An 18,338-nucleotide genomic window follows, 5' to 3' on the forward strand; every position below is an offset into this window, starting at 1 on the left:
TCGCTCCCACAGGGTTCCATTTCCATATAGAGGCCCGCCGCCATGGCTGACTCTATTTCCATGAAAAAACTGGTCACCCGCCTGCTGCTGGTGGTGGCCGGCATGTTTGTCTTCGGGTTTGCCCTGGTGCCGATCTACGACGTGATGTGCAAGGCGCTGGGTATCAACGGCAAGACCGGTGGGCAGTACCAGGGCGAGCAGGTAGTCGACACCTCGCGGCAGATCCGTGTGCAGTTTCTGTCGACCAACGCGGTGGACATGACCTGGGAGTTTTACCCCAAGGCCGATGACCTGGTGATCCACCCCGGTGCGGTGAACGAGATGGTCTTCGTCGCACGCAACCCGACGGATCGTCCGATGAGCGCCCAGGCGATACCGAGCATTTCGCCGGGTGACGCGGCGATGTATTTCCACAAGACCGAATGTTTCTGTTTCACCCAGCAAGTGTTGCAACCCGGTGAGCGGATCGAGATGCCCGTGCGGTTCATCGTCGACCGCGACATCTCCAAGGACGTGAAGCACCTGACGCTGGCGTACACGCTGTTCGATATCACTGCACGTCATCCGCCGGTGGTGGCCAACACCAACGCCGGTCCTTGAGCGTTCAAGCGTGCCCGATAAGGAGAACAATCAATGGCAAGTCATGAGCACTATTACGTTCCCGCCCAGAGCAAATGGCCGATCATCGCCACGGTCGGCATGGTCGTCACCGTGTTTGGCCTGGGCACCTGGTTCAACGACCTCAAGGCTGCGCGGCCCGAATCCCACGGTCCGCTGATCTTCTTTGTCGGCAGCCTGTTGCTGGCGTACATGCTGTTCGGCTGGTTTGGCACGGTGATCAAGGAAAGCCGTTCGGGGCTGTACAGCGCACAGCTCGATCGCTCGTTCCGATGGGGCATGAGCTGGTTCATTTTCTCCGAGGTGATGTTCTTCATCGCCTTCTTCGGGGCATTGTTCTACGTGCGCAACATGTCCGGCCCATGGCTGGGCGGTGAGGGGCACAAAGGCATCGCGCACATGCTCTGGCCGAACTTCCAGTTCGCCTGGCCATTGCTGCACACCCCGGACCCGACACTGTTCCCGCCCCCCAAGGAAGTCATCAGCCCCTGGGGTTTGCCGCTGTTGAACACGGTGTTGCTGGTCAGCTCCAGCGTCACCGTGACCATCGCCCACCATGCCTTGAAGAAGGGCCATCGCGGCGCATTGAAAATCTGGCTGGCGCTGACCGTGCTGCTGGGCTGTGCGTTCCTCGGCTTCCAGGCGGAGGAATACATTCACGCCTATCACGAGCTGGGGCTGACCCTGGGTTCCGGCGTGTACGGCGCGACGTTTTTCATGCTCACCGGATTCCACGGTGCCCACGTGACCATCGGCACCATCATCCTGTTTGTGATGCTGATGCGCATCATGCGCGGGCATTTCGACGCCGAGCATCAGTTCGGGTTCGAGGCGGCGAGTTGGTATTGGCACTTCGTGGACGTGGTGTGGATCGGTCTGTTTGTCTTCGTTTACGTGCTCTGAGGCGGTGTTTACCAGGGCGCGTGGGACACCAGCTGGCCACTGAAAAAGCCCCAGGCAATCAGCCCGACGGTGGCTGCGGCCAGGGCTACACGAACGCTCAAGGCAATGACCAGGCGATTTGAGCGACTGTCGTCCTTGACCAGAAAAAACAGGCCGCTGAACAGGCTGATAACCGTGGCAATCAGCATCAGGACGATGGCTGCTTTGAGCATGGCGAGGCTCCAGGGGGAATGCGATGCACATGAGTATAGCCAGCCCGACTACCGACTTTCCGGCGCCGCTATGACGCGCTTTCGCCCAGGTCTTGTGCCGACGCTGGTGGTGGCCGTGTTGTTGCCGCTGCTGGTGTTTCTCGGCTTCTGGCAACTGAGCCGGGGCGAACACAAACGCGAGTTGCTCCAGAGTTACGCCGAACGCCGGGCGGCCGAGCCAATGGTCAGCGAGCAACTGCAAGCCAGCGCAGACCCGGCGTTTCGCCGAGTGCGCCTGCACGGCCAGTTCGATGCCGCCCACAGCTACCTGCTGGACAACCGCACCCGCAACGGCCGCCCCGGCGTCGAGCTGCTGCAACCTTTTCATGACCTGGCGACGGGCACGTGGCTGCTGCTCAATCGTGGCTGGCTGCCGTGGCCGGATCGGCGCACGCCGCCAGTGTTCACCACCCCCGAACAAGCGCTGAGCCTGGACGCGTGGGTGTATGTCGCCCCCGGTGCGACCTTTCAACTGCACGCCGACCCGGCGAAGGCGAACTGGCCACGGCTGGTGACGGCTGTCGAGCCGGCCCTGCTGTGGGGCGAATTGGGTCGCAGCGGCTATGCCTATGAACTGCGCGAAGAAGCAGGCCCCGCGTCCTATGAAACCGACTGGCCGGTGGTGGCCATGGGGCCGGAAAAACACCTCGGTTATGCCGTGCAGTGGTTTGCCATGGCGCTGGCCCTGTTCGGCCTTTACCTCTACTGCGGATGGCACAACGCAAAGGAGAAACAGCATGGGAGCGGCCATGAATCCACCCAACATGTCTGAGGCGCAGGCCCCCAATCGTCGACGTGGGCGCTGGCAACTGATCCTGATCCTGCTGATGGTCATCGGCCCGATGATCCTCGCCACCGGCATGTACAAATTGCAGTTCTGGGTGCCGGACGGTCGCAGCTATCACGGCGAGTTGATCGGCAATGGCCAGAACCGTGCCGAACTCGGCGTGCAGGCGGATGAAGCGCGTTGGCAGATGCTGGTCACCGCGCCGCAGGATTGCTCGGTGGACTGCCAGCAACTGGTGTACCTGGCCCGGCAGATTCAGGTCGGCCTGGGCCGTGATGCTTCACGCGCCAGCCATGCACTGGCCACCGCGCAACCCTTGGGCGCGGACTACGACGCCAAGCTCAAACGTGAGTATCCGCAGTTGCAGCGCTACCCGCTGGACCTTGCGACCTACAGCAAAAGCGTTCAGGGCAAGGCGTCGGCGCAACTGTGGATCATCGACCCGCACGGCAACCTGGTGCTGCGCTACGACCCGACCGTCAAAGGCAAGGACCTGCTCAACGACCTGCGCCACCTGCTGAAACTGTCGAACATCGGATAAGGGCATCGTCATGGCCAAACCTGGATTTCGCCTTGCGCTGTTTGCCACCCTGCTGGCGCTGGTCGTCGTGTTGCTCGGCGCCTACACCCGGCTGACCCATGCGGGCCTCGGTTGCCCGGACTGGCCGGGGTGCTACGGGTTCATCAGCGTGCCGAAAAGCGAAGCCCAACTGGCCCACGCCGAACTGCATTTTCCCGATACGCCAGTGGTGGCCCACAAGGGCTGGAACGAGATGATCCACCGCTACTTCGCCGGCACGCTGGGGCTGCTGATCGTGTTGTTGGCCGCCCGCGCCTGGACCCATCGGCATCATCCGGACCAACCCTTGAAGTTGCCGCTGTTCTTGCTGGCGGTGGTGTTTGCCCAAGCGGCGTTTGGCATGTGGACGGTGACCCTCAAGCTCTGGCCGCAAGTGGTGACCGGGCATCTGCTGGGTGGTTTTGCAACCTTGAGCCTGCTGTTTTTGCTGACGTTGCGTTTGTCCGGCGTGTTGCCAGCGCTGATTGTGCCCAGGCGTTTGCAGCACTGGGCGACCGCCGGGTTGCTGCTGGTGATCGGACAAATCGCCCTCGGTGGCTGGGTCAGCTCCAACTATGCGGCGGTGGCTTGTATCGATTTTCCGACCTGCCACGGCCAGTGGTTGCCGTCGGCGGATTTCGCCAACGGCTTTCACCTGACCCAACACATCGGCCCCAATTACCTGGGCGGGCAGCTCGACAGCGATGCCCGCACGGCGATTCACCTGACTCACCGCCTCGGCGCGCTGCTGGTCACCCTGGTGCTGCTGGGGCTGGCCTGGCAACTCAAGGTCGTCGGCATGACCCGGCTCGCCGGGCTGGTGCTGGTGGCATTGGCGGCGCAGATCAGCCTGGGCATCAGCAACGTGATTTTCCACCTGCCGCTGCCGGTGGCCGTTGCCCATAACGCGGGCGGTGCGGCGTTGTTGCTGACGATGGTGCTGGTCAATTACCACGCACGGACCAGCCTGGTCCGGGTCAGGCAGCCACTGCCTGCACGCTGGCGCTTCAGTCTGCGCAAGCACTCGGCCGGGCCCACAACCCTTAAAGGAGAAATGCCATGGCGACTCTGATCGGCGAACGGCACGGCCGGGCGATCTGGCGCGACTATCTGGAGCTGACCAAGCCCAAAGTGGTGGTGCTGATGTTGATCACCTCGCTGGTGGGCATGTTCCTGGCGACCCGTGCCGGGGTGCCGTGGACAGTGCTGGTGTTCGGTAACCTGGGGATCGGGTTGTGCGCGGGGGGCGCGGCGGCGGTCAACCACGTGGTGGACCGGCGTATCGACGCCGTGATGGCCCGTACCCATAAGCGGCCACTGGCCGAAGGCCGGGTTTCACCGACCGCTGCCCTGACCTTTGCACTCTTGCTGGCCGTGGCCGGGCAAGCCTTGTTGCTGGCCTTCACCAACCCGCTGACGGCCTGGCTGACGCTGGCCTCGTTGCTCGGTTATGCAGTGGTCTACACCGGTTTCCTGAAACGCGCCACGCCGCAGAACATTGTCATTGGCGGCCTGGCGGGCGCCGCGCCACCGTTGCTGGGCTGGGTCGCCGCCACCGGCCATGTCAGCGCTGAACCGCTGTTGCTGGTGCTGATTATCTTCGCCTGGACCCCGCCGCATTTCTGGGCACTGGCGATTCACCGCAAGGAGGAATACGCCAAGGCCGATATCCCGATGCTGCCGGTGACCCATGGCGAGCACTACACCAAGGTTCACATTCTGCTGTACACCTTCGCCTTGCTGGCGGTAAGCCTGATGCCGTATGTGATCCACATGAGCGGCCTGCTGTACCTGGTGTGCGCACTGGTGCTGGGCGCAAGGTTTCTGCAATGGGCCGTGGTGCTGTACCGTGGCACTCGGCCGCACGCGGCGATCAACACCTTCAAGTACTCTATTTACTACTTGTTCCTGCTGTTTATCGCCCTGCTCGTAGACCACTACCTAGTGTTGAACCTATGACTCGAACTCAGAAAACCGTCTTTATTCTCGTCGCTCTGGTGGCCCTGGTCCTGGGGCTGACCGTCAACAAAGTGCTGACCAGCAAGGGCCAGGGCGACCCGACGGCGTTGATCGACGCCGGGATCATCCTGCTGCCGCAAAGCCGCAACCTGCCGAACGTGCAGATGACCAATCAGGATGGCCAACCGGTCACGGTCAACGAGCTGAAAGGTAAATGGAGCCTGTTGTTCTTCGGCTACACCTTCTGCCCGGACATCTGCCCGACCACCCTGGCGCAGTTGCGGCAGATCAAGAGTGAACTGCCGGCAGACGCGGTCGACCAGTTGCAGATCATTCTGGTCAGCGTCGACCCGAACCGCGACAACCCCCAGCAGCTCAAGCAGTACCTGGGTTACTTCGACCCGCAGTTCATCGGCCTGACTCCGGCGTCGATCGAGGACCTGCAGAAAGTCGCCAACGCGGTGAGCATCCCGTTCATCCCGGCCGACACCAGCAAGCCCAACTACACCGTGGACCACAGCGGCAACCTGGCAGTGATCGGCCCGGACGGTACGCAGCGCGGGTTCATTCGCGCACCGTTGAACAACGCCAAACTGGTGGCGCAGTTGCCGGTGATGCTCAAGCGCAAGTAAGAACATCAAAAGCTTACCCACCCTAGCCCTCACCCAGAGGGAGAGGGGACTGACCGAGGTGTTTGTTCGAGCCACACCGACCTGCAATTGCGAGTCGAACTCAGGTTTTGAAAAGCACGAAGATCGGCTCCCTCTCCCTCGGAAGAGGGCTGGGGTGGGGTGGATTCACAGCAGTCCTAGATCCGAACAGACAAAAAAGGGGACGCTCATGGCGTCCCCTTTTTCGTTGCAACCTGAATCAGAACGCCGGCAATACCGCGCCTTTGTACTTCTCCAGAATGAAGGCTTTGACTTCCGGGCTGTGCAGGGCAGCAACCAGCTTCTTCATCGCGTCGCTGTCCTTGTCGTCCGGGCGGGCGACCAGGATGTTCACGTAAGGCGAGTCTTTGCCTTCGATGGTCAGCGCGTCCTTGGACGGGTCAAGCTTGGCTTCCAGCGCGTAGTTGGTGTTGATCAGCGCCAGGTCGACCTGGGTCAGCACGCGCGGGATGGTCGCGGCTTCCAGTTCACGGAATTTCAGGTCCTTGGTGTTCTCGGTGATGTCCTTGACGGTCGACAGGATGTTGTTCGCATCCTTCAACTTGATCAGGCCGGCCTTTTCCAGCAGCAGCAGCGCGCGGCCACCGTTGGTGGCATCGTTCGGGATCACGACGTTGGCGCCGCCCGGCAGGTCCGCCAGTGTCTTGTACTTGCTGGAGTAAGCACCCAGCGGTTCCAGGTGCACGCCGGCCACGCTGATCAGGTGCGTGCCCTTGGCCTTGTTGAACTCATCAAGGTACGGCTTGTGCTGGAAGAAGTTGGCGTCCAGGCGTTTTTCGGCCACTTGCACGTTCGGCTGAACGTAGTCGGTGAAGACCTTGACCTTGAGGTCCACGCCTTCTTTGGCCAATGCCGGTTTCACGAACTCCAGGATCTCCGCGTGCGGGACCGGGGTCGCGGCCACGGTCAGGGTTTCAGCGGCCTGGGCAGAGAACGCTGCAACGGCAGCGAACGCAACGAGTAGTTTTTTCATCCAGCAAACTCCTTGTGAGACGCCCGGTCGGGCACCTGCCAGCGGTGGCCGGCGATTGCATTTATTTTCGGGAAAAGTGCACCACCAGCTTATCGCCGACGGTTTGCAGAACCTGCACCAGCACCAGCAGCAACACCACGGTCACGATCATCACATCGGTCTGGAAACGCTGGTAACCGAAACGGATCGCCAGGTCGCCCAGACCACCGGCACCCACCACACCGGCCATTGCCGTGTAGGACACCAGTGTAATAGCCGTCACCGTAATCGCCGCGAAGATACCCGGACGGGCCTCTGGCAGTAGGGCATTGGTGATGATTTGCCGTGTCGTCGCGCCCATGGCCTGGGTGGCTTCGATAATGCCGCGATCCACTTCACGCAAGGCGGTTTCCACCAGGCGGGCGAAGAACGGCGTGGCGCCCACGACCAGTGGCGGAATCGCACCGCCGACGCCCAGCGAGGTGCCGGTAATCAGTACGGTGAACGGAATCATCACGATCAGCAGGATGATGAACGGCAGCGAGCGCAGGATGTTCACGATCAGCGACAGCAGTGCGTAGAAACCCTTGGCTTCGAGCAGTTGGCGCGGGCTGCACAGGAACAGCAGCACGCCCAGCGGCAGGCCGAGCAGTACCGTGAACAGCAGCGAACCGCCGAGCATCATCAAGGTGTCGCCGGTGGCCAGCCAGATTTCGTACCAGTCGATATTGCTGAAGAAACTCATCAGGGCTTCCATTAACGCAGCACCTCCATGTGGACTTCAGCCGCGGTGAAGCGGGCGAACGCCGCTTCCATGTCACCGCCGGTGATGGCCAGGGTCAGTTGCCCGTAAGGGGTGTCTTTGATGCGGTCGATACGACCGGCGAGGATGCTGTAGTCCACGCCTGTTTCACGGGCGACCGTTCCCAGCAACGGCGCGTAGGTGGCGTCGCCCTGGAACGTCAGACGTACGATACGGCCTGGCACGTGGGCGAAGTCGTCGCGCTGTTCGCTCTCGTCGATGTGTTCGTCTTCCTGGACGAAACGCTTGGTGGTCGGGTGCTTGGGGTGCAGGAACACCTCGGCCACCGGGCCTTGCTCGACGATCATGCCGGCGTCCATTACGGCGACCTGGTCGCAGACCCGACGGATCACGTCCATTTCATGGGTGATCAGCACGATAGTCAGTTTCAGCTCACGGTTGATCTCGGCCAGCAATTGCAGGACCGACGCCGTGGTTTGCGGGTCGAGGGCACTGGTGGCTTCGTCGCAGAGCAAAATCTTCGGCTTGGTCGCCAGGGCGCGGGCGATGCCGACGCGTTGCTTCTGGCCACCGGACAGCTGCGCCGGGTACTTTTTGGCATGGTCAGCCAGACCCACACGGTCAAGCAATTCGGCCACACGCTTGTCGATGTCACTGCGTGACAGCTCGCCTGCCAGGGTCAGAGGCAGCGCGACGTTGTCGGCGACGGTCTTGGATGCCAGCAGGTTGAAGTGCTGGAAAATCATCCCGACCTGCTGACGAAAGCGCCGCAGATCATTCGGGGTCAGAGCCGTGACGACTTCGCCGTCAACGGTGATCTTGCCGCCGCTGGCGTCTTCCAGGCGATTGATCAGGCGCAGCAGGGTACTTTTTCCCGCACCGGAATGGCCTATCAGGCCGAACACCTGACCATTCTCAATCGTCAGATTGGTCGGGTGCAGTGCGGGAATATCCTTGCCGCCGACGCGGTAGGTTTTATGGACGTTTTGAAACTCGATCACGTAGCGAACCTTGTGGGGCGCGTTAGAAAAGGATCAGCGGTTAGCCGGGCGCGCATTTTAGCCTGTCCGTATAGAGGTTCTTAGCATTTATTTCGCATTCATCCTGCGATTTGGAAATAACCACCTGGCCTGGAATGCAAAAGATCGCAGCCCCCGGCAGTTCCTACGCGGGGCGGTAGGCGTTGCCGGGGGCTGCGATCTTCGTGTTCAAGGCTTGCGCGGTGTCAGAACCATCTGTGCCGGAACGTGTCGCAGGATTTGTCGTTCGATCTTCAGATCAAACCCGGCATCCAGTTTCTTCACCCGCTTGCTCAGCAGTGTGGCCAGCCACGGGTAATCCTGGGTGCGCGGTGCCTGGATGCTGACGTCACACTGATAATTCACCACATCGGTGGCGATCGCGTCCAGTTGTCGACGCAATTGCCGGCTATCGGTGATGTTCAATGCAATCGTTGTACTTTCAGCACTCGGGTCGATCACTTTGGCGACGGGTTGGGCTTCGGCCGCCTTGAGGGCGGCTTCGGCCTGATCCAGCTCGGCTTTGCGCGCATGGGTGATGGCGCTGTTGACGCCACCGGTCAGCGCCGGGGCCTTGGGCATCAGTGCGCGAGCACGGCTCAACGCCGTGGCGGCGGCATTCACATCGCCTTTTTGCAGGACGATCTGGCTGCGTTGCAGGTAGGCTTCGGCCAATTGCCGCTGATACTGCTCCAGCGATTGATCGTTGGGCGTCTCGGCCTGCAGGGCCGCGAGTTGATCTTCGGCGGTGGCCAGTTCGCTGCTGGCCAGGCTTTGTTCCAGCTGCGCGATGGCCGTGGCCCGGGCATCCGGAACCTCGGAGGCTGGCGGCGTGCTTTGGCAGGCACCCAGCAGCAGGGAAAACGCGATAAGGAGCAGATAACGGGAGGCGAACGGCTTCATTCCTGCGACTCTCTGATTGCGCAAAAAACGAGCAAGTCTACACCCCTCGACGGGGCAGGACAAAACTCAGCAGAAACAGTGCGGCGGCCGCGACCACGATCGACGGGCCGGCCGGAGTGTCCTTGAACCACGACAGCGCCAGGCCGCCGCACACCGCCAGCATGCCCAGCAGGCTCGCGCCCAGGGCCATCTGCTCCGGGGAGCGGGCGTGACGCTGTGCCGCAGCGGCCGGGATGATCAACAGCGAGGTAATCAGCAGAACACCGACGATTTTCATCGCCACCGCGATCACCACTGCAATCAACAGCATCAAGGTCAGGCGCAATGCCGCCACGGGCAAACCTTCGACGGTCGCCAATTCTTCATGCACGGTAATCGCCAGCAAGGGGCGCCACAGCGCTACCAGCAGCGCCAGCACTGCCGCGCTGCCGCCGAGGATCCACGCAAGATCGGTCGGGCTGATCGCCAGCAGGTCGCCGAACAGATAGGCCATCAGGTCGATCCGCACTTCATGCATGAAGCTTAGTACCACCAGGCCAAGAGAGAGCGTACTCGGTGCGAGAATTCCCAAAAGCGTATCGGAAGCCAGTGGCTGACGCTGTTGCAACGTCACCAGCAACACCGCCAGCAGCAGGCAGCCTACGGTGACAGCGACGGTCGGGCTGACATCCAGCAAAAAACCCAGCGCCACGCCGAGCAGCGCGGCGTGGGACAAGGTGTCGCCAAAATAGGCCATGCGCCGCCAGACCACGAACGAGCCCAGCGGACCTGCAACGACGGCCAGGGCCAGGCCTGCGAGCAGGGCATACAACAGAAAATCAGCCATGCTTGCAGCCATCTCCATGAACGTGAGTGTGGGCCGACGGGGCCTCGCTGACCACCGCGCCATGCAGGTCGTGGGCGTGGTCGTGATGATGGTGATAAATCGCCAGGCTCTGTGCGTTCTTTCCGAACAACTCGACGAACGCCGGGTCGCCGCTGACGTGCTCCGGGTGTCCCGAGCAGCAGACATGGCGGTTGAGGCACACCACCTGGTCGGTGGTGCTCATCACCAGATGCAAATCGTGGGAAACCATCAGCACCCCGCAACCGTGGCGGTCGCGCAGGCGGGTGATCAGGCTGTAAAGCTCGGCCTGCCCGGCCACATCGACGCCTTGTACCGGCTCGTCGAGCACCAGCAATTGCGGCTCGCGCAACAAGGCGCGGGCCAGCAGCACACGCTGCATTTCACCGCCGGAAACGCTTTGCACCGGGCTGTCGATCACCTGTTCGGCACCGACTTCCTTGAGCGCCGCCAAGGCCCGCGCGCGGTCCACGCCCGGCACCAGGCGCAAGAAACGCAGCACCGAGAGCGGCAGGGTCGGGTCGACGTGCAGTTTTTGCGGCATGTAGCCGACCCGCAGTTTCGGCTTGCGCCAGACGCTGCCGCTGTCGGGCTTGAGCAGGCCGAGTACGGCGCGCACCAGGGTGGTCTTGCCTGCGCCGTTGGGGCCGATCAGGGTGACGACCTGCCCCGGCTCGACGCTGAGCTGAATATTGTCCAGCACGTTTTGCCCGGCGAAGGTCACCGTCACCTGCTCGAGGCGGATCAACGCAGCGCTCATCAAGCCCCCTGGCAACCCGAGCAGAGACCGACCACTTCGACGGTCTGGCCTTCGACCACGAACCCGACTTCGCTGGCGCTGCTGACGATGGTGTCGCTGATGGATTTCTGTTCCAGCTCAATGGCGGCATGGCATTCGCGGCAGATCAGGAACTGGCCTTGGTGCGCGTGCCCCGGATGGTTGCAGCCGACGAAGGCGTTGAGCGAAGAGATGCGATGCACCAGGCCGTTATCCAGCAGGAAATCCAGTGCGCGGTACACGGTGGGCGGCGCGGCGCGGCGGCCGTCCTGCTCGCTGAGTACCGCCAGAATGTCGTAGGCGCCCAGCGGTTTGTGGCTTTGCCATACCAGTTCCAGCACCCGCCGACGCAACGCGGTCAGGCGCAGGCCTTGGCGAGCGCAAATGGCGTCGGCCCTCGGACAATGCGCTGTGCACACAGTGAGAGTGGTCGTGGGGGCGGCTGGCAATCGGTGTTTTAGGCATGAGCGGCGACGAGGTTTGTGAGAGACGTTATTATGTTACCCGTTCTCGCCTCTTTGAGTGGTCATCGTGTCCAGACTTTTTGCCATCTTTGTCACATTTACCGTCAGTTTGTTCGCGATCAGCGCCGCCCAGGCCGAGGTGAAAGTGCTGACCAGCATCAAACCCTTGCAGCTGATTGCCGCAGCGGTGCAGGACGGTGCCGGGGTTCCGGAAGTGTTGCTGCCGCCGGGTGCTTCACCACACAACTACGCCTTGCGCCCATCCGACGTACGGAAGGTGCAGTCGGTGGATTTGCTCTACTGGATCGGCCCGGACATGGAAGGTTTCCTGCCGCGCGTCCTCAAGGGCCGCAGCCTTCCATCGGTTGCCGTGCAGGATTTGTCGGGTTTGAAGCTGCGCCGCTTCGCCGAAGACAGCCATTCCCATGCCACCGATGCCGACGAGCACGATCACGACCATCGCCCTGGCAGCCTCGACGCTCACTTGTGGTTATCACCGGTCAATGCGCGGGTCATCGCCGCGAAAATCGCCGCAGACCTGAGTGCTGCCGACCCGGCCAACGCGCCGCGCTATCAGAGCAACCTCAAGGCGTTCGACGAGCGTCTGGATGCGCTGAACCTGCGCTTGAAAGCTCGCCTGGCCGGTATTGCGGGCAAGCCGTACTTCGTTTTCCATGAAGCGTTCGACTACTTCGAAGACGCGTACGGCCTCAAGCACACCGGCGTGTTCAGCGTGGCCGCTGAAGTGCAGCCCGGCGCCCAACATGTAGCGGCCATGCGTGCGCGGTTGCAGGAAGTGGGCAAGACGTGTGTATTCAGTGAGCCACCGCTGCGTCCGCGCCTGGCTGAAACCCTGGTGGCAGGGTTGCCGGTGAAACTGGCAGAGCTGGATGCGCTGGGCGGCTACACGCCAGCGACCGCTCAAGGTTACGAACAGGTGCTGGAGAAGCTGGGGAATGATTTGGCGGGGTGCCTGGAGTCGCTTTAATTAAAGCAATAAACCTGTGGCGAGGTAGCTTGCTCCCGCTGGACTGCGCAGCAGGCCCATTCTTTTTGGTAAAGAGGGGGTCGCTTCGCAACCCCGCGGGAGCAAGCTCCCTCGCCACAATTTAAAGGGCGAACGGCAACGGCGTGCTGACGTGCTGACGCTGAGCCAGACGCTGCTCGAACTCTTTCGGATCGTGAATCAGCACATCCTGCCCGGCAAACGACTCGGCGGCGATCAGGCGCGACAACCAGAACCGCACGCAAGCTACCCGCAACAGGGTCGGCCACAACTCGGCCTCGGCGGCTGTAAACGGACGCAGTGCCGCATAAGCTCCCAGCAATGCCCGCGCCCGAGGGCCGTCGATTATCCCGTCTTCGTCCGAACACCAGTCATTCAGGGCAATCGCCACGTCGTAGAGCATCGGACCTGAACAGGCGTTGTAGAAGTCGATCAACCCGGTCAGGTGCGTGCCTTCGAACATCGCGTTATCGCGGAACAGGTCCGCGTGGATATTCGCCCGAGGCAGCGCCAGGATTTTTGTCTTCTGCTCGGTGATTTCGTCCAGCGCCCGTTGCAGCAAATCCCGCGGTTCGGCGCCCAGATGGGAAAGCAGTTGCGTGCCCTCTTCCTGCATCCAGTCCAGGCCGCGGTCGGTTTTACGCTTGATCATGTTGTCTTTGGTCGCCAGGTGCAGATGCCCCAGCAACTCGCCGACCTGCACGCAATGCTGTGCATTGGCCTGTTTGATGTGCTTGCCGGCCAGCCGTGGCTGCAACAGCGCAGGTTTGCCCGCCAGTTCACGCAAGGCCACGCCGTCCGTGGTGCGCAGCGCGTAAGGTACGGGCAGGTTGGCGTCATGCAGCACGTCGAGCAGCTCGATGAAGAACGGCATCTCCTGCACGGGGCCGCGCTCGACCAGGGTCAGGACAAATTCGCCCTGCTCCAGACTGATGAAAAAATTGGTGTTTTCGCTACCTGCGGCAATTCCCTGGAAATCAAGCAGGCGACCGAGCCCGTAAGGGGCAAGAAAGGTTTCCAGCTCGGGCCGAGCCAGGGGGGTGAACACAGACATGGTTAAAAACTGCTCAGTTCGGGCGCCGCAGTTGAGGCGGCGCCGATTAAAGTTAAGAAGCTACTTCCACTCAAAAATTTTCCACGCCGGGATCAGCATATCCGGCTGGTCCGAACGGATAAAGTTGGCATCCGTGCCGTCCGCGCGTACCAAAAAGTACGGAACCCCACCCTTGGGCGTGACTTTGATCGCATACAGGAAGCCGTTTTGGCGGTATTCCTGAATGACTTTGTCGCCTTCGGTGTGGATGGTGACTTCCGGCTCCGGCGTGGGTGCATCATCGGCTGCCATGACGGCCAGTGGCGTGAGTGCAAACAAGCCGGCAAGCAACAGGCGATTGAGTGTGCGCATGATAACCTTATCCCTTTGTCGTCAACGGTCCCGCTATTCTAGCGCCGGACCCGCCGAAAAGGTTGATCCTGCTCATGAGCCAAGCCCCCCTCGTCCTGGTGGACGGTTCTTCTTACCTGTACCGCGCGTTTCACGCGTTGCCACCGTTGACCACATCCCAAGGCCTGCCGACCGGCGCGGTCAAGGGCGTACTGAACATGCTCAAGAGTCTGCGCAGGCAGTACCCTGACAGTCCGTTCGCCGTCGTTTTCGACGCCAAGGGTGGGACGTTTCGCGATGACATGTATGCCGAATACAAGGCCAACCGCCCAAGCATGCCCGACGACATGCGCGTGCAGATCGAGCCCTTGCACGCCAGTGTGATCGCCCTCGGTTTCCCGCTGCTCTGCGTGGAAGGCGTCGAGGCGGACGACGTGATCGGCACGCTGGCCCGCAGCAGCGCGGCGGCTGACCGTCCGGTGGTGATCTCCACCGGGGACAAGGACATGGCGCAGTTGGTCGACGGGCACATTACCTTGGTCAATACCATGACCGGTAGCGCCATGGACGTCACTGGCGTCAAGGAGAAATTCGGTGTCGCTCCCGAGCAGATCATCGATTATCTGGCGTTGATGGGCGACTCCTCCGACAACATTCCGGGTGTGCCGGGCATTGGTCCCAAGACTGCGTCTGGCTTGCTGGTGGGGGTGAACGGTGGTCTGGTCGAGCTTTACGCTCAACTCGACATCGTCCCAACCTTGCCGATTCGCGGCGCCAAGACGCTGCCGGCCAAGCTCGAAGAGCACAAGGAGATGGCATTCCTCTCCTATCAACTGGCGACCATCAAAATCGACGTGCCGCTGGACGTCGGCCCTCGACGATTTGCACCTGCGTGAGCCGGACCGTGAAAAGCTGGCCGAGCTGTACACCCTGCTGGAATTCAAGAGCTGGATGGACGAGCTGCAACGTGACGCCAAACGCATTGAACTGAGCGCCGTAGCCCAGCCTGAGCCGGTGGTTGATCTGCTGAGCGCGGTCGAGGTTGAGGCGCCGGTGGCGGTCGAAGCACAGTACGAAACCATCCTCGATCAGGCGCGTTTCGATGCCTGGCTGGAGAAGCTGAAGAACGCCAAGCTGTTTGCCTTCGACACCGAAACCACCGGCATCGATGCCCAGCAGGCGCAACTGGTGGGGCTGTCCTTTGCAGTGCACGCCCACGAAGCGGCCTACATTCCACTGACCCATTCCTACATCGGCGTGCCGGACCAACTGGATCGCGACACCGTGCTGCGTGCCCTCAAGCCGCTGCTGGAAGACCCGAGCAAGCTCAAGGTCGGCCAGCACGCCAAGTTCGACATGAACATCCTGGCCAACTGCGCCATCGGTGGCGATCAGGCGTGCGGCATCACGGTGCGCGGCATCGCGTTCGACACCATGCTCGAATCCTATGTGCTCAACTCCACGGCGACCCGCCACGACATGGACAGCCTGGCGCAGAAGTACCTGGCCCACACGACCGTGAGCTTCCAGGACATCGCCGGCAAGGGCGCCAAGCAACTGACCTTCGATCAGATTGCTCTGGAACAGGCCGGACCTTATGCCGCTGAAGATGCCGACGTGACCCTGCGTCTGCATCAGGCCCTGCATGAGAAGCTGACCGCGATCCCGAGCCTTGCGAGCGTGCTGACCGACATCGAGATGCCGTTGGTGCCGGTGCTGGCGCGAATCGAGCGCCAGGGCGCGCTGGTGGATGCCGAGCTGTTGGGCGTGCAGAGCATCGAGCTGGGCAACAAGATGGTCGCGCTGGAGCGTGAAGCCTGCGCAATCGCGGGCGAGGAGTTCAACCTCGGTTCGCCCAAGCAGTTGGGCGCGATCCTTTACGAAAAGCTCGGTTTGCCAGTACTGAAAAAGACCGCCAAGGGCCAGCCGTCCACCGCCGAAGAAGTGCTGGCAAAACTGGCGGAAGATGACTATCCGCTGCCCAAGGTGCTGATGCAGTACCGCTCCATGAGCAAGCTGAAAAGCACCTACACCGACCGCCTGCCGGAGCAGATCAACCCGCGCACCGGGCGTATCCACACCTCTTATCACCAGGCTGTGGCATCCACCGGGCGTCTGTCCTCCAGCGATCCGAACCTGCAGAACATTCCGGTGCGCACCGCCGAAGGCCGTCGGATTCGTCAGGCGTTCATTGCGCCAAAAGGCTACAAGCTACTGGCGGCGGACTACTCGCAGATCGAGCTGCGCATCATGGCCCACCTGTCTCGGGATGAAGGTCTGGTCAACGCCTTCCGCAATAACCTGGATGTGCACACCGCGACGGCGGCCGAAGTCTTCAAGGTCGAGCTGGCGGAGGTCACCACCGATCAGCGCCGTAGCGCGAAGGCCATCAACTTCGGTCTGATCTACGGCATGGGCGCGCAGAAACTGGGCAAGGACATCGGCGTCGGCACCAAGCAGGCCAAGGCCTACATCGACACTTACTTCGCCCGCTACCCGGGCGTGCGCGAGTACATGGAGCGCACCCGTGCCCAGGCTGCGGACCAAGGGTATGTGGAGACCTTGTTCGGCCGTCGGCTGTACTTGCCGGAAATCAACTCCAACAAACCGCAGGAGCGCGCTGGTGCCGAGCGCACGGCGATCAACGCCCCGATGCAAGGCACGGCGGCAGATATCATCAAGAAAGCCATGGTGGCGGTGGATAACTGGCTGACGGCCTCAGGGCTGGATGCCAAAGTCATCCTGCAGGTACACGATGAACTGGTGCTGGAGGTTCGCGAGGATCTGGTCGACCAGGTTCGCGAGGAAATTCGCGTTCACATGAGCGGCGCAGCAACGCTCGATGTACCTCTTTTGGTCGATGTCGGGGTTGGAAACAACTGGGATGAGGCTCATTAAGCCGATTTGAGGCGGTTTTTTCGGGGGCGATGCCGCGGCATAGTGTCGCGGCAAACGCTAGCGAAGGGCTATTAGTTCGGAAAATTCTGGGGTTTATTCCCAATAGATTTTGAAATGGGTTTGAACTAAATCCGTGAACCCCCACTCAGAGTTACTGAATGGGTGGTGAAGCCCTTCGATGCTCCTATGTTGTGTTAAGTGTTGGCAAATATCTGGACCCCGCCCTAACGGTCCGGAACTTAGACCCCGAACTTCCTCTCCCCATATGAAGTCCGGGGTTTTTTTTGCCTGCAAATCGCCTATGGCGCGATCATGCGGCGTTAAAAACAGGCGGGAAATGCTCATTCAGGCCCCTAAACTCCGCTTTCCCACCTGTTTTTTGCCTTGCCTGATCACCCCGCAGACAATTTGCCTATACCTCTCAGGCCTCGGTTTCTGCGCCTTTGTCGGCCAGCTCCATCCAGTCCGCCAGCACGGTGTAAGCCTCTTCCAGGCCCAGGCGTTTGGGGGCCGAGAACAGCTGGATCGTCACGGTTTCGCCCCAGCCTTTACGGATTTCTGCCTGAACCTTGAGCAGCGAATTCTTCGCGGCACCGTAGGTCAGCTTGTCGGCTTTGGTCAGCAAAATGTGCATCGGCATGCCGCTGGCCACGGCCCAATCGAGCATCAGCAGGTCGAAGTCGGTCATCGGATGGCGGATGTCCATCATCAGAATCAAGCCCTTCAGGCTCTCGCGACCGCCCAGGTAGGCTTCCAGGTGGCGCTGCCAGTGCATCTTCAGCGGGATAGGGACTTTCGCGTAACCGTAACCCGGCAGGTCGACCAGACGGCGTTCATCGTCTAGCTTGAAGAAGTTCAAGAGCTGCGTGCGGCCTGGGGTTTTCGACGTGCGCGCCAGGCTGGCGTGGGTCAGGGTGTTCAGCGCACTGGACTTGCCGGCGTTGGAACGCCCGGCGAAGGCCACTTCAAAGCCTTCGTCATCTGGGCATTGGTCGACTTTAGCTGCGCTGAGCATGAAGGTGGACTGTTGGCACAGGCCGAGGATGGGGTTCTTGAGTTGCATGGGATTTCCGATGTGGGCGGCGCCGGGAATGGACGCGGCGAGCAGTGTCGTTTCCGTTTCAGTGACGCCAGTATATAATGCCGCAGATTTTGTGTGCGCTTTGTCCCAGCGTAGGATGAAGTTCACGAGAGCGATTGACCTTGATTGCGCATTAGAACGCAGCACGCTCTCAACCCTGAAAAGGTCGTTTTATGACGAAATGGCTGCTAGCTGCCGGTGTCTTGATGCCGCTTTACAGCGCTCAGGCTACACAGGATCCGGAAGCTGTGTACAACCGTGTTTGTGGAGCCTGTCATTCCGGCCAACTCCCAACGGCGCCCCAAAAGGGCGATCAGGAAGCTTGGGCGCCAAGACTGGCGCAAGGTATGGAGACGCTGGTGCAACACGTGACCCAGGGTTTCAAGGCGATGCCGCCGCGTGGTTTGTGCATGGACTGCAGTGCCGAGGATTACCGAGCCATCATCCAGTGGATGAGCGAGTGATCCCGGCCCATAACTCTTTAACCCTTAGCCGTAG

At 61.3% G+C, this 18,338-nt stretch carries 19 protein-coding genes and 2 pseudogenes; 10 read left to right on the forward strand and 11 right to left on the reverse strand.

What is annotated here, in order from left to right; genetic code table 11:
• Positions 1-42 precede the first annotated feature (42 nt).
• Both AABM54_RS00310 and AABM54_RS00315 read left to right on the forward strand, forming a co-directional pair.
• On the forward strand, positions 43-600 hold the full coding sequence (locus AABM54_RS00310; RefSeq protein WP_347903002.1) for a cytochrome c oxidase assembly protein: 558 nt from the start codon (positions 43-45) through the stop codon (positions 598-600).
• Positions 601-633: 33 nt separating this feature from the next.
• Complete coding sequence (locus AABM54_RS00315; RefSeq protein ID WP_347903004.1) at positions 634-1,521, forward strand: cytochrome c oxidase subunit 3; 888 nt, start codon at positions 634-636, stop codon at positions 1,519-1,521.
• An 8-nt stretch (positions 1,522-1,529) separates the two neighbouring features.
• Here the strand turns inward: AABM54_RS00315 and AABM54_RS00320 are convergent, their stop codons facing one another.
• Positions 1,530-1,733, reverse strand: coding sequence for a twin transmembrane helix small protein (locus tag AABM54_RS00320; protein WP_347903006.1), 204 nt, complete (start codon positions 1,731-1,733; stop codon positions 1,530-1,532).
• Positions 1,734-1,803: 70 nt separating this feature from the next.
• On the opposite strand from AABM54_RS00320, the gene AABM54_RS00325 reads away from it, so the two are divergent.
• The 5 genes from AABM54_RS00325 to AABM54_RS00345 are packed head-to-tail and all read left to right on the forward strand — an operon-like array spanning position 1,804 to position 5,709.
• Complete coding sequence (locus AABM54_RS00325; protein ID WP_347903008.1) at positions 1,804-2,544, forward strand: SURF1 family protein; 741 nt, start codon at positions 1,804-1,806, stop codon at positions 2,542-2,544.
• Positions 2,510-3,100, forward strand: a complete 591-nt coding sequence (locus tag AABM54_RS00330; RefSeq protein ID WP_347903009.1) for a hypothetical protein — start codon at positions 2,510-2,512, stop codon at positions 3,098-3,100. Before AABM54_RS00325 ends, AABM54_RS00330 begins: the two co-directional genes overlap by 35 nt.
• Positions 3,101-3,110: 10 nt before the next feature.
• Positions 3,111-4,190 (forward strand): COX15/CtaA family protein, encoded by a 1,080-nt coding sequence (locus tag AABM54_RS00335; RefSeq protein WP_347903010.1) that lies wholly within the window; start codon positions 3,111-3,113, stop codon positions 4,188-4,190.
• Complete coding sequence (cyoE, locus tag AABM54_RS00340; RefSeq protein ID WP_347903011.1) at positions 4,178-5,077, forward strand: heme o synthase; 900 nt, start codon at positions 4,178-4,180, stop codon at positions 5,075-5,077. Before AABM54_RS00335 ends, cyoE begins: the two co-directional genes overlap by 13 nt.
• Positions 5,074-5,709 carry an SCO family protein gene (locus tag AABM54_RS00345; protein WP_347903012.1) on the forward strand — a complete coding sequence of 212 codons (636 nt, stop codon included), beginning with the start codon at positions 5,074-5,076 and terminating at the stop codon, positions 5,707-5,709. The genes cyoE and AABM54_RS00345 overlap by 4 nt, the downstream gene beginning before the upstream one ends.
• 238 nt (positions 5,710-5,947) lie before the next feature.
• Here the strand turns inward: AABM54_RS00345 and AABM54_RS00350 are convergent, their stop codons facing one another.
• The 7 genes and pseudogenes from AABM54_RS00350 to AABM54_RS00380 form a co-directional block, all read right to left on the reverse strand.
• Complete coding sequence (locus tag AABM54_RS00350) at positions 5,948-6,721, reverse strand: MetQ/NlpA family ABC transporter substrate-binding protein (RefSeq protein ID WP_347903014.1); 774 nt, start codon at positions 6,719-6,721, stop codon at positions 5,948-5,950.
• 61 nt (positions 6,722-6,782) lie between these two features.
• Entirely contained in the window at positions 6,783-7,457 is a 675-nt protein-coding gene (locus AABM54_RS00355; protein ID WP_347903016.1) for a methionine ABC transporter permease, read from the reverse strand.
• Positions 7,457-8,464: a methionine ABC transporter ATP-binding protein gene (locus AABM54_RS00360; RefSeq protein ID WP_347903017.1), complete on the reverse strand. Its 1,008-nt coding sequence runs from the start codon at positions 8,462-8,464 to the stop codon at positions 7,457-7,459. The genes AABM54_RS00355 and AABM54_RS00360 overlap by 1 nt, the downstream gene beginning before the upstream one ends.
• Positions 8,465-8,671: 207 nt before the next feature.
• On the reverse strand, positions 8,672-9,385 hold the full coding sequence (locus AABM54_RS00365) for a PA5502 family lipoprotein (RefSeq protein ID WP_347903019.1): 714 nt from the start codon (positions 9,383-9,385) through the stop codon (positions 8,672-8,674).
• A 37-nt stretch (positions 9,386-9,422) separates the two neighbouring features.
• Complete coding sequence (gene znuB, locus AABM54_RS00370; RefSeq protein ID WP_347903021.1) at positions 9,423-10,211, reverse strand: zinc ABC transporter permease subunit ZnuB; 789 nt, start codon at positions 10,209-10,211, stop codon at positions 9,423-9,425.
• Positions 10,204-10,989: a zinc ABC transporter ATP-binding protein ZnuC gene (znuC, locus tag AABM54_RS00375; protein WP_347903023.1), complete on the reverse strand. Its 786-nt coding sequence runs from the start codon at positions 10,987-10,989 to the stop codon at positions 10,204-10,206. The genes znuB and znuC overlap by 8 nt, the downstream gene beginning before the upstream one ends.
• A pseudogene (locus AABM54_RS00380) lies at positions 10,989-11,472 on the reverse strand (Fur family transcriptional regulator). The gene znuC and the pseudogene AABM54_RS00380 overlap by 1 nt, the downstream one beginning before the upstream one ends.
• Before the next feature lie 57 nt (positions 11,473-11,529).
• Between AABM54_RS00380 and AABM54_RS00385 the strand changes: the two are divergent.
• On the forward strand, positions 11,530-12,459 hold the full coding sequence (locus AABM54_RS00385) for a zinc ABC transporter substrate-binding protein (RefSeq protein WP_347903025.1): 930 nt from the start codon (positions 11,530-11,532) through the stop codon (positions 12,457-12,459).
• Positions 12,460-12,580: 121 nt separating this feature from the next.
• Here AABM54_RS00385 and AABM54_RS00390 read toward each other — a convergent pair whose 3' ends face one another.
• Both AABM54_RS00390 and AABM54_RS00395 read right to left on the reverse strand, forming a co-directional pair.
• Positions 12,581-13,531, reverse strand: coding sequence for a homoserine kinase (locus tag AABM54_RS00390; protein WP_347903026.1), 951 nt, complete (start codon positions 13,529-13,531; stop codon positions 12,581-12,583).
• 60 nt (positions 13,532-13,591) lie between these two features.
• Positions 13,592-13,882 (reverse strand): DUF2782 domain-containing protein, encoded by a 291-nt coding sequence (locus AABM54_RS00395; RefSeq protein WP_347903028.1) that lies wholly within the window; start codon positions 13,880-13,882, stop codon positions 13,592-13,594.
• Between the two features lie 74 nt (positions 13,883-13,956).
• Between AABM54_RS00395 and polA the strand changes: the two are divergent.
• A pseudogene (gene polA, locus AABM54_RS00400) lies at positions 13,957-16,759 on the forward strand (DNA polymerase I).
• Between the two features lie 421 nt (positions 16,760-17,180).
• Here the strand turns inward: polA and yihA are convergent.
• Positions 17,181-17,822, reverse strand: a complete 642-nt coding sequence (gene yihA / locus AABM54_RS00405) for a ribosome biogenesis GTP-binding protein YihA/YsxC (protein WP_347903029.1) — start codon at positions 17,820-17,822, stop codon at positions 17,181-17,183.
• A 191-nt stretch (positions 17,823-18,013) separates the two neighbouring features.
• Here yihA and AABM54_RS00410 point away from each other — a divergent pair, with 191 nt between their 5' ends.
• A complete protein-coding gene (locus AABM54_RS00410; protein ID WP_347903030.1) occupies positions 18,014-18,304 on the forward strand; it encodes a c-type cytochrome in 291 nt (96 codons plus the stop codon).
• Positions 18,305-18,338 lie beyond the last annotated feature (34 nt).

This window comes from Pseudomonas purpurea, assembly GCF_039908635.1.
Taxonomy (GTDB): Bacteria; Pseudomonadota; Gammaproteobacteria; order Pseudomonadales; family Pseudomonadaceae; genus Aquipseudomonas; species Aquipseudomonas purpurea.